Here is a 15904-nt window from a genome sequence, read left to right as displayed (position 1 = left end):
TTAATGGAAAATAATTTAGCTTTAGTATTACTCTTATCTCCTTTTATTGGATTTCTATTTAATGTTTTCTTCGGGAAAAAAGTAAGCAAAGGAATTTCTGGTGCTATCGGAACAATTGCTGTTGTGGTATCATTTTTATTAAGCATTTGTTTTTTTGCCCAACTAAATCAAAACGGGAAAGGCTTTGAAATTTCGTTTTTCGATTGGATTCAAGTAAGCAATTTCAAATTAGATTTTGGAATTCTGTTAGACCAATTGTCTTTGTTATGGTTATTGTTTGTAACCGGAATTGGTTCATTAATCCATTTATATTCTATCAGCTACATGCACGATGATGAAAATATGCATAAATTTTTTGCCTATTTAAATCTTTTCATCTTCTTCATGATAACACTTGTCGTTGGAAATAATTTATTGGTAATGTTCATCGGTTGGGAAGGCGTTGGTCTTTGCTCCTATTTGTTGATTGGTTTTTGGTATAAAAATCAACCGTATAATGATGCTGCCAAAAAAGCATTTATCATGAACCGTATTGGTGATTTAGGTTTCTTAATTGGAATGTTCTTGATTGCTTATGTTTTCTCAACTCTAAATTATACAGAAATTCAATCTTTAGTAGTAAAAGGTGAAACTAATTCTTCTTTACTTGGAGTTGCTGCTTTGTGTTTATTCATCGGAGCTTGTGGAAAATCGGCACAGTTACCACTTTACACTTGGTTGCCAGATGCAATGGCTGGACCAACACCAGTTTCAGCATTAATTCACGCGGCTACCATGGTTACAGCTGGTATTTTTATGATTACCAGAATGAATTTCTTATTTGATATTACTCCGGATGTTCAAAATATAATTGCTATTGTTGGTGCTGTTACATCATTGGTTGCTGCATCTATTGGTTTATTACAAAACGATATCAAAAAAGTATTGGCCTATTCAACCGTTTCTCAATTAGGATTGATGTTTTTAGCATTAGGATTTGGTGCGTATAACGTTGCTGTTTTCCATGTAATTACTCATGCATTTTTCAAAGCGTGTTTATTCTTAGGTTCAGGTTCAGTAATTCATGCCTTACATGGCGAACAAGATATGCGAAATATGGGTGGATTAAAGAAATACATGCCAATCACGTTTTGGACCATGATGATTTCTACTTTAGCCATTTCTGGAATATTTCCATTCGCAGGATTTTGGTCAAAAGACGAAATATTAATGACCGCTTTTCATAATAACACTGTTTTATGGGTTGTGGCTTCCATTGCTTCAATAATGACAGCTTTCTATATGTTCCGATTGATGTACTTAACATTTTTCAAAGAATTCAGAGGAACTGAAGAACAAAAACATCATTTACATGAAAGTCCAAGTTTAATTACTATTCCTTTAGTAATATTGGCGGTTTTAGCAGCTATTGGTGGTGCAATTAATTTACCTGGAAGTATGTGGTTAAACCATTTCTTAGAACCAGTTTTAGTGGCAAAACACGAAGCACATCACTTAGGAACACAAGAATATATGCTAATGGGAATTGCCTTGGTTGGAGCATTAATTGCTATCGTTTGGGCATATTCTAAATATATCAAACAAAGTTTTGTGCCAAAAGAAGACAATCAGATTACTGGTTTTTCAAAAACAGTTTACAATTTATATTATGTTGATGAATTTTACACTTTCATCATCGTAAAACCATTGAATGCACTTTCTAATTTCTTCAGAACGACTTTAGAACCAGCATTAGGCAAGTTAGTTTTCAGTTTTGGAACGTTGGCAAATGGTATTTCAAATCAAGGCAGAAAAATTCAAACAGGAAGTGTTGGATTATATCTTTTCGTTTTTGTGTTAGGTATTTGTGCCATCATATCCTATTTATTTATAGCTCGATAATTTTTATATAATGAATGTAACTCTATTATTACTATTACTTTTAGCAGGTTCGATTGTTACCTTTTTATCAGGTGATAAATTGGCTTCAAAAATAGCATTGCTGTTCAGCGTATCTGCATTTGCTGTTTCATTATATCTGTTAACACTTTTCAATCAAGGAGAAATTATCAGCTATGTTGGCAGTTGGATTCAAAAACCAAATGTTTCATTAGCGTTTAAAGCCGATGGATTATCATTAGCTATGGTTTTATTAACAACAGGTTTAACTCCTTTGATTATTCTTTCCTCATTTGGAAATTCTTTTACAAATAGCAAAAACTTTTATGCTTTAGTATTATTCATGGCGTTTGCTATGACTGGAACATTTTTAGCAACCGATGGTTTATTGTACTATGTTTTCTGGGAATTAGCATTAATTCCAATATACTTTATAGCATTAATTTGGGGTAATGGTGATGCTGAATCTCGTAAAAAAGCTGTTGTAAAATTCTTTATTTACACTTTAGCTGGTTCATTATTCATGCTAGTTGCCTTTGCTTACTTATATGCAAAAGCGGGAAGTTTCATCTTAGAAGATTTATACCAATTGAATCTAACCGATACTGAACAATTTTGGATATTCTTTGCCTTTTTTGCTGCTTATGCCATCAAAATTCCAATTATTCCTTTTCATACTTGGCAAGCAAAAGTATATCAAAAAGCACCAACTGTTGGAACAATGTTATTGTCGGGAATTATGTTGAAAATGGGATTGTACAGCGTTATTCGTTGGCAATTACCAATTGCTCCTGATGCCGCAAAAGAATACATGCCAATTTTAATCGGAGTAAGTATTGCTGGTGTAATTTATGGTTCAATTGTTGCTTTACGCCAAAAAGATTTGAAAAAATTATTGGCTTATTCGTCGTTAGCGCACGTTGGATTAATTGCAGCAGGTTGTTATACATTAACTGCCGATGGTTTAAACGGTGCCGTTTATCAAATGATTGCTCACGGATTTGTTATCGTTGGATTATTCTTTGCCGCTGAAGTAATCTTTAGAAGATTTGAAACTAGAAAAATCAATGAACTAGGAGGAATTCGTTCTCAAGCTTCAAAGTTTACATCCATGTTTATGATTTTAGTTTTAGCATCGGTTGCATTACCTGGAACTTATAACTTTGTTGGAGAATTTACGGTGTTATATAGTTTAAGTCAAATCAATATTTGGTTTGCAGTTTTTGGGGGAACAACTATTATTCTTGGAGCATATTACATGTTGAAAATGTTCCAAAATGTTATGTTAGGCGAAACCAATACCAAAATTTTTGCAGATGTTTCAATAAATGAAACGATTGTATTTGTAACTATTATTGGATTCCTTTTATTCTTTGGATTGTATCCAAAACCAATAACCGAATTAGTAAATCCTGCAATTCAAAATATTTTAGCAGTAATAAATAGATCATAAAATGCAAGTATTAATAGCAATAGCATCTTTAGGAATTTTTTGTTTAATCGCAGAAATTTTCAACCTTAAAAAATTAATGGTTCCAGTTACTGTAATTGGATTACTTGCCATTCTTGGAATTACACTGAACTTTTGGTCTATTTCGGATGAATTAGATTTAAGATATGTAAGCATGATTGCTTCAACAGATTTTTCTAGAGCATTCATTTCTTTATTCATCATCCTGACAATATTTTTAATACTAATGAGTGATGATTTCTATAAAGATCACCCAACAAAGTTTTCAGATTTCATTGCCATCAAAATATTTTTGCTTTCTGGAGCAGTAGCAATGGTATCGTTTACCAACTTAGCTATGTTCTTTTTAGGAATTGAAGTATTATCTATCTCACTTTATATTTTAGCGGCTAGTAGAAGACTTGATATTAAAAGTAATGAAGCTGGAATGAAATATTTTTTAATGGGTTCATTTGCTTCTGGATTTATTCTTTTTGGAATTTGTTTGATTTATGGAGCAACTTATTCGTTCAATATTGCTGATATTCAAGAATTATCATCAGGAACTACAATACCAGTTTGGTTTCCAATTGGTGTTTCGTTAATGATTGTTGGAATGTTATTTAAAATTGCCGCTGCACCATTTCATTTTTGGGCACCAGATGTTTACGAAGGTTCGCCATCATTAACTACGGCAACCATGAGTACTTTAGCAAAAGTTGTGGCTATGGCAACACTTTTCAAACTTTTAAGCAGTTTGGTATTAACTATTTCTCCAAAAGTTGAAATGCTTATAATCGTTATCTCTGTACTATCGATGACTATTGGAAACATTATGGCATTACGCCAAAAAAATGTCAAAAGAATGTTGGCTTACTCGGGTATTTCACATGCAGGATTTATGTTGATGGCTTTACTAAGCATGTCAACTGCTTCTACAACATTACTGTATTATACATTTGCTTATGGATTGGCTGGAGTTGCTGCATTTGCCGTAATCATTTCTGTCACTAAAGACAAAGACAACGAAGATGTAGTTAATTTTAACGGATTAGGAAAAACAAATCCATTAATGGCAGCTGTATTAACTGCTTCATTACTTTCGATGGCTGGAATTCCAATTTTCTCTGGATTTTTTGCAAAATTCATGTTGTTTTCTGATGCTATAAAAGCTGGATTTGTATTTATAGTGATTGCTGCTGTAATCAACTCAACTATAAGTGTTGGTTACTATTTCAAATTAATTTTAGCCATGTATACCAAAGAAGCTACTGCAGAAAAATCATCAATACCATTGGTTTATACCATTACTGCTGGGCTTGCTATTTTATTAAATATTATAATCGGAATCTATCCTTCATTGATTACTAATTTACTTTCTTAAGGTAATTTTAGATATTAATTCAAAGCCATCAAAAAAATTGATGGCTTTTTTTGTTATCAACATTTTCTAAAATTAACTTTTGTTTTTATCAAAAATTATAGGCTATTAACTAATTTTACGATTATGTATGCTTTAGTTGATTGCAATAATTTTTACGCATCCTGCGAACGTGTTTTCCAACCTCATCTTATTGGAAAACCAATTGTTATTTTATCTAACAATGATGGCTGTATTATTTCTCGAAGTGATGAAGCCAAAGCATTGGGCATTCCGATGGGTGCGCCGGAATTTAAAGTTAGAGCCGAATTAAAGCAAAAAAACATTCATGTCTTTTCGTCTAATTATCCTTTGTATGGCGATTTGAGTAGTCGGGTGATGAAAATACTGGAAAGTTTTACACCACATATTGAACCTTACAGCATAGACGAAGCGTTTTTAAACTTTGACGGAATGTCTATTCCTGATTTTCACGACTATGGTTCAAAAATGAAATACCGATTGCAAAAATGGTTGAGTATTCCAGTTTCAATTGGTTTTGCTGATACCAAAGCATTGTCTAAAGTTGCCAATAAAATTGCGAGAAAGTTTCCAGAAAAAACCAAAGGTGTTTATGTTATTGATACTGAAGAAAAGCGTATCAAAGCTTTAAAATGGACTAAGATTGAAGACGTTTGGGGTATTGGTTTCCGATTGAATAAAAAAATGAAAGCCAAAAACATCAATACGGCTTATGATTTTACGCTACCTCATAACGAAGCCTTTATCAAAAAAGAAATGGGCGTTGTGGGAATGCGATTAAAATATGAACTGGAAGGAAAATCAGTTTTAGATTTAGATTTACCAAAAGACCGAAAAACCATTGCTATAACCCGAAGTTTTGATGGAAACATAACCACTTTTGATGAAATGAAAGAACGTGTTTCAACCTTTGCGACGGTATGTGCTGAAAAACTTAGAAAGCAAAAATCGTGTTGTAATAATGTGATTGTATATTTAAGAAAAGACAAATATAAAACCGAAAGGCAGCATTATAATTTTTATAAAATGGAAACCATTCCTTTTTCGAGCAATTCTTCTATTACTATTAGTAACATTGCGGTAAAAATGCTCAAAAATATGTTTGAAGAAGGTGAAATTTATAAAAAAGCAGGTGTTATTGTGACTGGAATCATTCCAGAAAATCAAAAGCAATTTCATCTTTTTGAAGAAGAAAATCCGAAGCATTTGAAATTGATGAAAGTAATGGACGATTACTTTAAAAAAACTGGTGAACGCAAAATACGATTGGGCAACCAGGATTTGCAACGCACCTGGAAAATGAAACAAAATCATTTATCCAAAAAATATACAACTGACTTTAAAGATATTTTGAAAATCTCATGTCAATAAAAAATACCTTTTCTTTCTTTTTACCTGACTTGGAACACAAAAATGGTCAGGCATTTGTTTCTGATGGAATTAAAGCAGGATTTCCTTCGCCTGCAGCTGATTTTGATGAAACAACAGTAAGTTTGGACAATGTTTTGGTAAAAAACAGAGAAACTACTTTTTATGCCAAAGCTAACGGGAACTCTATGATTGGCGCAGGTATTGACAATGGCGACATAATGGTTATTGATAGAAGTTTAGAACCAATGAATAACAAAATTGCCGTGTGTTGTATTGATGGTGAATTTACGGTTAAACGCATTAAAATAGAGAAAGATTGTGTGTTCTTGGTTCCTGAAAACAAAGAGTTTCAGCCTATAAAAGTTACTGAGGAAAATGAATTAATCATTTGGGGAATTGTTACCTATGTGATTAAAAGTGTGTGAAAAAATAACAAAACAATCTAAAAAACAAAAGACCTCACATCCCTGTGAAGTCTTTTTGTTTTTGCTCCCCCTCTTGGGCTCGAACCAAGGACCCTCTGATTAACAGTCAGATGCTCTAACCAACTGAGCTAAGGAGGAAGATGTTTTATCTTTTAAGCGGTTGCAAAGATAGAACGAATTTTATTTTTTGCAAACAATTTATAGAAAATTTTCAAAAAATATTATTTGCCTACAATTGCTTTGTAAATATCGTTTCCGTTGGCAAAGAGTAACAAACTAATTAGCAGTACAAAACCAACTAATTGTGCTCTTTCCATGAACTTATCTGATGGTGTTTTTCCTGATATCATTTCGTATAGTAAAAACATTACGTGACCACCGTCTAAGGCTGGAATTGGCAATAAATTCATTACTCCTAGCATGATTGAAAGCAATGCTGTGATGTTCCAGAATGTTTCCCAGCTCCAAGTATCAGGAAACACGTTATAGATAGCTGCAAAACCTCCCACGCCTTTGTATGCGCCTGTGCTTGGATTGAATATTGCTTTTAGTTGTTTCCAGTAGTTTCCTAGTTGGGTAACACCTCTTTCGATACCGATTGGGAATGATTCGAAGAAGCCATAGCTTTCTTTGCTGAATTTATAGTAGCCTAGTTTTTCGAGGTTGTCTTCTTGTAATGTGCCAAGACCAACACCTAGTTTTCCTTCTTTATCAACTTGAAGTGTAACAGGAGTTTCTTTGTTATCTCTTAAAACGGTAGCGTTTATTTTTTGATTTTTATGGGCTTCTAAAACAGATTTTACTTCATCGTAATATTTGACGGGATTGCCATTAAGAGAAACTAAAATATCTTTTGTTTTAAGTTGTTCTTTGTTTTTAGAATCATCAGCAAATCCTCCTATTACAAAAGGCATTCTAAGTGTTATTACATTCTTCTTGTTTTCATCAAGTATTTTACCAATGAAATTAACTGGAAGTGTGATTGTTTTTTCTTCTCCAGCACGTTCAACCACTACTTGCTTTGACATCAAGATATCCAAGCTTACTGAAGGCACAAATTTGTCTACTTTTTGACCATCAATAGAAAGAATCTTATCGCCTGTTTGGATTCCTGCATTTTCTACTACCGGATTGGTAACCCAAATACCGTCTTTGATATCTTCATTTTTTATGTAAAAATCGCCATAAGCATAGGCCATCCCAATATAGATAATAAATGCTAAAATGAAATTCACTGTAACACCACCAAGCATGATAATTAAACGCTGCCAGGCCGGTTTTGAACGGAATTCCCAAGGCTGTGCTTCGCCTTGCATTTGTTCTTTGTCCATGCTTTCGTCAATCATTCCGGCGATTTTTACGTAACCACCAAGAGGCAACCAACCAATACCATAGACCGTTTCGCCAATTTTCTTTTTGAACAATGAATATTTAACATCAAAGAACAAGTAGAATTTTTCTACTCGGGTTTTGAATAATTTGGCAGGAATAAAATGTCCAAGCTCGTGAAGTATAATAAGTATTGATAAACTCAATAAAAATTGAGATAATTTGATAACAATTTCCATTCTTTAATTTTAATTCTTTTCTAAACTAGCGCACAAAAGTAAGGTTTTCAAACAAGCCTTTGAAGTATTTTTCGAAATAGGTTATTGTTTTATGATTCTTTTATGAAAATTTCCTTGATTTGTAGTCAATTGGAGTTCATAAACACCCGAAGACAATTCTTCAATTGACACTTCTGTACTATTTGATTTTAGCACTATTTGTCCCAAAGAATTGAAAAGTGTTACAGCGGAAATTTCTAAATCGCTAGGTTTTTGAATATAAATGTATGAATTTGTTGGGTTTGGATACACTGAAATTGCTTGATTCCATTCAACAACAGAGTTGCCTAAAGTAGCTGTTGAATTTTTTGCAATTAAATGTTTATCAGGGTCAAATGAAACACTTGTAATGGTGAATGGAACATTAACGATAAATTGCTGGTTATTGGTTGTGTTTTGTAACACAACATCATATTGTTGACCTCCAGAGCCAAATATTCTAACCGGAACTGGCATTTCAAAAAAGCTTACTGAAGCGTCTGATTGTGTTTGAGAAACTGTAAATCTAGCTTGACCTGTTCCCCAATTTTGAGCTGTAATTGTATAGGTTGGGTAACCTTGATTATAAACCCAATCATTAAAAAACTCAGTTAAACTTTGTCCATAAACGGCTTCTAAATGACCTTTTAAATCGGTAGTAACTGCATATTTATAAGCCAAATTAACATCGGCTAAATAATTGCGCAAAGCTTGGAAAAAAGCAGTGTCACCCATTTTGAAGCGTAGCATTTCTAAAATCATTGCGCCTTTATTGTAGCTCAATCTGCTACTGAAAATTCTGTTTACATTGGTTGCTTGTGTATCGGTTAAATATACATTTCCATTTGGCTGTGAAGTGATATTATTAATCATGGAAGCTTTTTCAGAAACAAATGCTGGAATTCCATCGAAGTTTTCTATAACCATTGCCGCCATGTATGTTGCAAAGCCTTCGTTTAACCAAATGTCTTTCCATGAGCCACAGGTTACTTTGTCACCAAACCACTGATGACCAAGCTCGTGAGCAATTAGGCCACGACTAAAGTTATACATAAATGAAACTGTTGTATGTTCCATTCCACCACCCCAACCGAATTGTGCATGACCGTATTTTTCATTTCTAAAAGGATATGGTTCAATCAGAGTTTCATACAAATTCATTATTGGTAATGTCTGTGCTAAAGCAGTAACAGACGATGAATAATTTTCAGGATAGATGTAATTTATAATTGGAAACGTGTTTGGCGCAGTACCAGCTGTTTGATTAAAAACTTGATAATTAGTAACTGCTATTGCAATCAGATAAGCCGGAATTGGATAACCGTGATGAAAATGAGTCGTTTTATTTGCTCCATTAATCACTGGTGCGGTTGTTTCAATTCCGTTTGCAACACTTACATATTGAGATGGCGCAGTAATAAACACATCAATACTATCTACTTTGTCATTCAAGTCTTGTTTGCATGGCCACCAATCGCGTGCTCCAAATGGTTCCGAAAGTGTATAAATTACAGGTGTTCCGCTATGAGTTTCTTGTGTAAAAGCTTGTTCGCCAGTTGCTGGTTGTCCTGAATAATTTATTTCAACTGTTGCGAAATTATTTGTTGTTAGAGTTGTTGGTAATGTAATCACCAATTCATTATTTGCATTTTGAACAAAACTCAAGTTTGTTGTTCCTATTTTCACTGAACTAACCGTTAATTGATTGGTTAAATCAAAAGTAACAGTTGTCATATTGCTTAACGCTTTGAAGGTTGTTGTAACTTTCCCTGTGATAAAATAAACGGAAGGATTAAGGGTAAACTCTAATCTATGATAGGTGACATCATAATTAGCTGTATTTGGATTTACTTGTAAATTCATTAATGCTGATGCCGATTTCATTTCAGCCTCTGCAATCGTCTCCACATTCAACTTGCTTTTTTGAGAATAAACATATGAAATTGACAAACAAAATAACAAAAAGTATATTTTTTTCATTATAGTAGGTGATTTTTTTGCGAATATAATAATTTAATACTCAGTTATTTTTAATTTTTCCTTAATTCATAATGAAGCATCATAAATACTATTCTTTTATAAAACAATTCATTAAATTTGCGTCCTTATAAAGAAAAAAACATGTTACAGATTAGTTACATCAGAGAAAATAAAGACCAAGTAATTACTGCTTTAGCTAAAAAACATATGGATGCAAAAACCATAGTGGAAGAAGTAATTCAGTTAGACGAAAACAGAAGAAGCACTCAAGTTGCTCTTGATAATACCTTAGCCGAAGCCAATAAACTTTCTTCATCTATTGGAGAAATGATGAAAAATGGCGAAAAAGCAAAAGCAGAAATTTTAAAACAAAAAACATCGCAACTTAAAGAAACCAGTAAAGAACTTTCTGAAAAGCTTGATGTGTTTGCTAATGAGTTACAACAAAAAATGTATTTGTTGCCTAATCTTCCAGCGGATATTGTTCCGGAAGGGAAAACTCCAGAGGAAAACCTGAATGTTTTTCAGGAAGGTGACATTCCAGTTTTACATGATGGAGCTTTACCTCACTGGGATTTAGTAAAAAAATATGACATCATAGATTTTGAATTAGGCGTAAAAATTACGGGTGCAGGATTTCCGGTTTATAAAGGAAAAGGAGCCAAATTACAACGCGCTTTGATTTCTTATTTTTTAGATAAAAATACTGATGCTGGCTATCAAGAAGTGCAAGTTCCGCATTTGGTAAATGAAGCTTCGGGTTATGGAACAGGACAATTGCCTGACAAAGAAGGTCAGATGTATCATGTTGGTTTGGATGATTTGTATTTGATTCCTACGGCTGAAGTTCCGGTTACCAATTTATTTAGAGATGTCATTTTACAAGAAAACGAATTGCCAATTCTTTGCACTGGTTATACACCATGTTTCCGTAGAGAAGCTGGTTCGTATGGTGCGCATGTTCGTGGTTTGAATCGCTTGCATCAATTTGATAAAGTAGAAATCGTTCGTATTGAACATCCTGAGAAATCATATGAAGCTTTGGATGGAATGGTTGAACACGTTAAAAACATTATGCGTGAATTAAAATTACCGTTTAGAGTTTTAAGACTTTGTGGTGGTGATATGAGTTTTGCTTCGGCATTAACTTATGATTTTGAAGTATTTTCAACCGCTCAAGATCGTTGGTTAGAAATAAGTTCAGTATCCAACTTTGAAACTTTTCAAGCCAATCGTTTGAAATTACGTTTTAAAGGAAAAGATGGAAAAACGCAATTAGCACATACCTTGAACGGAAGCTCATTGGCGTTGCCAAGAGTTCTTGCAGGAATTATTGAAAACTATCAAACTCCTGAAGGAATTGTTATCCCGGAGGTTTTACGACCATATACTGGTTTTGATATAATTAACTAAAACGTTAATCTTCCTTAAATAATGCACTAATTTGACACAAAAAACGTTACTTTAGTGCATTGCTTTTTAACTTCATTTCATGAAAAAAAATCTAATCATCCTTTTTCTATTCCTTTGTTTTTTTGCTAAAGCTCAAAACGAGCAATTGGCAAACAATTATTTTGACCGTGGTGAATTTGAAAAAGCGTTGGTTTCGTATGAAGAATTGTTAAAAGCACAGGTTGGAAATTCTAATTATTTTCAACGTGTAATTGAGTGTTATCAGCAGTTGCAGCAATATGATAAAGCTGAAAAAGCAATTTTAGAGCGATTAGATAAATATCGACAAAGCAATCTTTTAATTGAATTGGGTTATAATTATCAATTGCAAAAAGACGATGCAAAAGCTACTAAATATTATGACCAAGCCATTGAAAAAATAAAGAGTAATGCCAACGAAGTTTATGGCATTGCTTATGTTTTTGAGCGTAAAGCTTTGGTAGATTATGCTTTATTAGCCTACCAAACTGCTTTGACAAAAGAACCAAAAATGAGTTTCAATTTTCAAATGGCATTGCTTTATGGTCAAAAAGGAAATACTGACTTAATGATTGAAACGTTTCTTGCTGAAAGTTATCAAAATCCACAAAATCTTCCCATAATTCAAAATCAGTTATCGCGATTTATGACGGAAGATGCGGATGAAAACTTCAACAATTCGCTTAGAAAAGCATTATTACTCAGAACTCAAAAAACACAAGATGTTTTTTGGAATGACTTTTTAAGTTGGTATTACGTTCAACTGAAAGAATATGGCAAAGCTTTTATTCAGCAAAAAGCCATTTATAAACGAAATCCTGAGTCTTTTTCTAACATTGTAAACTTAGCCCAAATGGCTATTGAAGATAAAGATAACGAAGCTGCCAAAGAGATTTTGACTTTTGTTTTGGATAATACAAATGATTTGGATTTGTTGATTCAAGCGCATTCTTATTTGGTAGAAATGAAAATTGATAATGCCACTGAAAAAGATTATCCAGCTATTACTCAAGAATTGGATTTATTACTTAAAGAATTTGGAATTAGTCCTTATACGTTGTCTTTATTGAAATTGGATGCTAATTTTTCTGCCTTTCATTTAAAAAATACCGAGAAAGCAAAAACCATTTTAAAAAATGCTATGGATATGCCTTTGAACAAATATCAAATGGCAGAAGTAAAAATGGATTTGGCTGATATTTTACTTTATGAAGAAAAATTCAATCAAGCCTTGATTTACTATTCGCAAATTGAAAATGATTTAAGCGGTGATGTCGTTGGGCAAGAAGCAAGTTTGAAAACTGCTAAAACCAGCTATTACAAAACCGATTTTGAATGGGCTTCGCACCAATTGAAAGTATTAAAATCGGCTTCAACACAATTGATTGCTAACGATGCGTTAGATTTATTTTTGCTGATAAGTGATAACACTGTGGAAGATTCAACTCAGGTTGCTTTGAAAAAATTTGCCAGAGGTGATTTTCTGTTATATCAAAACAAAAAGCAAGAAGCATTATCTCAGTTTCAACTGATTTTAAAAGAACACAAAGGCGAAGAAATTGAACCTGTTACATTGCTTCGTATCGGAAAGATATATGAAAAACTTGGCGATTATACTAAAGCTTTAGAAAATTATAGTGAAATAATTACCAATCATAAAGATGCTATTTATGTTGATGAAGCCTTGTATTTTTCGGCAGATATTTACAATTTGAAGCTCAACGATGCCGAAAAGGCGAAACCGCTTTATGAAGAAATGATTTTCAAACACGAAGACAGTATTTACTATGTTGACAGTAGAAAAAAATACCGTCAACTACGTGGTGACAACAATCTTTAGACTTACTTTTTTACAAAATAAATTTTTATACTACACAAAATGATTCTCTATAACGTTACTATTAATATTCACGAAAGCGTTCACGACCAATGGATGGACTGGATGCAAACCAAACATATTCAAGATGTTTTAAACACAGGTAAATTCTCTTCGGCACGCATGGTTCGTGTTTTGGTAGAAGAAGAAATGGGTGGAATTACTTATGCCATTCAATATACTACAGACAGTAAAGAAACGCTTCAAAAATATTATGATGAAGATGCGCCAAGACTTAGAGAAGAAGGAGCGCAACTTTTTGGTGAAAAAATGTTGGCTTTTAGAACCGAATTGGAATTGATTTCGGAACATTAATTTCCTTTTGAAGGAATACAAAAACAAATTATGAATCAAGTAAAGGCCAAAAAACATCTAGGACAACATTTTTTAACCGATGAAAGCATTGCTAAAAACATTGCCGATACGCTAACGCTTTCTGGATATGAAACCGTTTTAGAAATTGGTCCAGGAATGGGTGTTTTGACCAAATATCTTCTTGAAAAAGAAATCGATACTTATGTCATCGAAATTGATAACGAATCCGTTGACTACTTGAATTCTCATTATTCAAAATTGCATAACAAAATTATTTCTAAAGATTTTTTAAAATACAATATCAATGAAATTTTCGAAGGAAAACCTTTTGCCATCATAGGCAATTTCCCTTATAATATTTCAACCCAAATTGTATTCAAATGTTTAGAAATGCGTCATCAAGTTCCCGAATTCTCTGGAATGTTTCAAAAAGAAGTTGCCGAACGTATTTGTGAAAAAAAAGGAAGTAAAACCTATGGTATTCTTTCTGTTTTAGCGCAAGCCTTTTATGATGTGGAATATCTTTTCACGGTAAATGAAGATGTTTTTAATCCGCCGCCAAAAGTAAAATCGGGCGTTATGCGTATGATTAGAAAAGAAAATTTTACGCTGCCATGTGATGAAAAATTATTTTTTAACGTAGTAAAAACAGGGTTTAATCAACGTAGAAAGACATTAAGAAATAGTTTAAAATCTTTTCAATTGTCTGATAATTTAAAAGAAGATACTATCTTTGACCTGCGACCAGAACAGTTGTCGGTAGAACAATTCATTGAACTTACTCAAAAAATAGAAGCCAATGCAATTTAAAATCAGCAAAGAATTATTAGAGCAAATTGAGCAACTCATTCAAGCCAAGAACGACCAAGAATTGGAAGTTTTGTTGAATGATATGCACCATGCTGATATTGCTGAAATTTTTGATGAACTTAGCATTGATGAAGCTACTTACATTTTCAAAATCCTTGATAGCGAAAAAACAGCTGAAATTCTTCTTGAATTAGAAGAAGATGTTCGTGAAAAAATTCTTCGTGGCCTTTCGGCAAAAGAGATTGCAGAAGAGCTTGACGAGTTAGATACTGACGATGCTGCCGATATTATTGCGGAACTTCCCGACAGTAAAAAAGAGGAAGTAATCTCGGAGTTGGAAGATTTAGAACATGCTAAGGACATTGTTGATCTTTTGCGTTATGATGAAGATTCTGCTGGAGGTTTGATGGGGAAAGAACTTGTAAAAGTAAATGAAAACTGGAACGTACTTACTTGTGTAAAAGAAATGCGTATTCAAGCCGAAAATGTTACTCGTGTACATTCAATTTATGTAGTTGATGATGAAAACAGGTTGAAAGGAAGACTTTCGCTTAAAGATTTATTAACTACCTCAACTAAAACTCCGATTAGCGAAGTATATATTCCAAAAGTAGATTCGGTTAAAGTAAACACCTCAAGTGTTGATGTTGCTCGAATCATGCAAAAATACGATTTAGAAGCAATTCCGGTTGTTGATGAAATGGGCAGATTGGTTGGAAGAATTACGATTGATGACATTGTAGACGTAATTAAAGACGAAGCTGATAAAGATTACCAATTAGCAGCAGGTATTTCGCAAGACGTTGAAGCGGATGATAGCATCATCGAATTAACCAAAGCGCGTTTGCCTTGGTTAGTTTTGGCACTTTGTGGCGGATTTATTTCGGTAGAAATGCTTGGATTATTTGGCGGTGCCATGGAAAAACATGGTGAGTTATTCTTTTTTACTCCGCTAATTGCCGCAATGGCAGGAAATGTTGGCGTACAATCTTCGGCGATTATTGTACAAGGTTTAGCCAATCAATCGATAAGTGGTTCTATTGTAAATCGATTATTAAAAGAGATTTCTTTAGCCTTATTAAACGGAGTCATACTGGCGACCATTCTTTTTGTTGGTAGTCATTTTATTCTAGGAGTTGAACCAAAAATTGGAATGATTGTAACTATTGCTTTAATTTCTGTTATCATCATAGCATCACTAATTGGAACATTTATTCCATTAATTCTAGATAAATTTGGCATTGATCCGGCGCTTGCAACTGGACCATTTATAACCACAAGTAATGATATTTGTGGAATTTTGATTTACTTTTCAATTGCTAAATTAATATTAGGATTTTAAAAAAATGAAGCCTTCTTCTTATTCAAAATAATCTAAAG

At 33.2% G+C, this 15904-nt stretch carries 12 protein-coding genes and 1 tRNA gene; 10 read left to right on the top strand and 3 right to left on the bottom strand.

The window, feature by feature from the left end; translation table 11 throughout:
• The first annotated feature begins 3 nt into the window (after positions 1-3).
• The 5 genes from nuoL to RN605_RS11075 all read left to right on the top strand — a co-directional run bounded on the left by nuoL (position 4) and on the right by RN605_RS11075 (position 6526).
• Positions 4-1881 (top strand): NADH-quinone oxidoreductase subunit L, encoded by a 1878-nt coding sequence (nuoL, locus tag RN605_RS11095; protein ID WP_313324808.1) that lies wholly within the window; start codon positions 4-6, stop codon positions 1879-1881.
• A 10-nt stretch (positions 1882-1891) separates the two neighbouring features.
• Positions 1892-3331 carry a complex I subunit 4 family protein gene (locus RN605_RS11090; protein ID WP_313324806.1) on the top strand — a complete coding sequence of 480 codons (1440 nt, stop codon included), beginning with the start codon at positions 1892-1894 and terminating at the stop codon, positions 3329-3331.
• A 1-nt stretch (position 3332) separates the two neighbouring features.
• The gene (locus tag RN605_RS11085; protein ID WP_313324804.1) at positions 3333-4712 is read left to right on the top strand and encodes an NADH-quinone oxidoreductase subunit N; all 1380 of its coding nucleotides are present in this window, start codon (positions 3333-3335) and stop codon (positions 4710-4712) included.
• A gap of 123 nt (positions 4713-4835) precedes the next feature.
• Complete coding sequence (locus RN605_RS11080; protein WP_313324802.1) at positions 4836-6101, top strand: Y-family DNA polymerase; 1266 nt, start codon at positions 4836-4838, stop codon at positions 6099-6101.
• Positions 6092-6526 carry a LexA family protein gene (locus RN605_RS11075; RefSeq protein WP_313324801.1) on the top strand — a complete coding sequence of 145 codons (435 nt, stop codon included), beginning with the start codon at positions 6092-6094 and terminating at the stop codon, positions 6524-6526. Before RN605_RS11080 ends, RN605_RS11075 begins: the two co-directional genes overlap by 10 nt.
• Before the next feature lie 64 nt (positions 6527-6590).
• Here the strand turns inward: RN605_RS11075 and RN605_RS11070 are convergent.
• The 3 genes from RN605_RS11070 to RN605_RS11060 form a co-directional block, all read right to left on the bottom strand.
• Positions 6591-6664, bottom strand: a tRNA-Asn gene (locus tag RN605_RS11070).
• Between the two features lie 83 nt (positions 6665-6747).
• Positions 6748-8094 (bottom strand): RIP metalloprotease RseP, encoded by a 1347-nt coding sequence (gene rseP, locus RN605_RS11065; protein WP_313324800.1) that lies wholly within the window; start codon positions 8092-8094, stop codon positions 6748-6750.
• Positions 8095-8175: 81 nt separating this feature from the next.
• Positions 8176-10092, bottom strand: a complete 1917-nt coding sequence (locus RN605_RS11060; protein ID WP_313324799.1) for a M1 family aminopeptidase — start codon at positions 10090-10092, stop codon at positions 8176-8178.
• Between the two features lie 141 nt (positions 10093-10233).
• Between RN605_RS11060 and serS the strand changes: the two genes are divergently transcribed.
• The 5 genes from serS (at position 10234) to mgtE (ending at position 15866) form a co-directional block, all read left to right on the top strand.
• On the top strand, positions 10234-11505 hold the full coding sequence (gene serS / locus RN605_RS11055; protein ID WP_313324798.1) for a serine--tRNA ligase: 1272 nt from the start codon (positions 10234-10236) through the stop codon (positions 11503-11505).
• Between the two features lie 79 nt (positions 11506-11584).
• Entirely contained in the window at positions 11585-13363 is a 1779-nt protein-coding gene (locus RN605_RS11050) for a tetratricopeptide repeat protein (protein ID WP_313324796.1), read from the top strand.
• A 39-nt stretch (positions 13364-13402) separates the two neighbouring features.
• Positions 13403-13714 carry a DUF4286 family protein gene (locus RN605_RS11045; RefSeq protein ID WP_313324795.1) on the top strand — a complete coding sequence of 104 codons (312 nt, stop codon included), beginning with the start codon at positions 13403-13405 and terminating at the stop codon, positions 13712-13714.
• Between the two features lie 30 nt (positions 13715-13744).
• Positions 13745-14524: a 16S rRNA (adenine(1518)-N(6)/adenine(1519)-N(6))-dimethyltransferase RsmA gene (gene rsmA, locus RN605_RS11040; RefSeq protein ID WP_313324793.1), complete on the top strand. Its 780-nt coding sequence runs from the start codon at positions 13745-13747 to the stop codon at positions 14522-14524.
• Positions 14514-15866 (top strand): magnesium transporter, encoded by a 1353-nt coding sequence (gene mgtE / locus RN605_RS11035; protein WP_313324791.1) that lies wholly within the window; start codon positions 14514-14516, stop codon positions 15864-15866. The genes rsmA and mgtE overlap by 11 nt, the downstream gene beginning before the upstream one ends.
• Positions 15867-15904 lie beyond the last annotated feature (38 nt).

Source organism: Flavobacterium sp. PMTSA4, from assembly GCF_032098525.1.
GTDB classification, from domain to species: Bacteria; Bacteroidota; Bacteroidia; order Flavobacteriales; family Flavobacteriaceae; genus Flavobacterium; species Flavobacterium capsici.
Note: the sequence above shows the minus strand (reverse complement) of the source record. Positions and strands in the feature narration are given on the sequence as shown.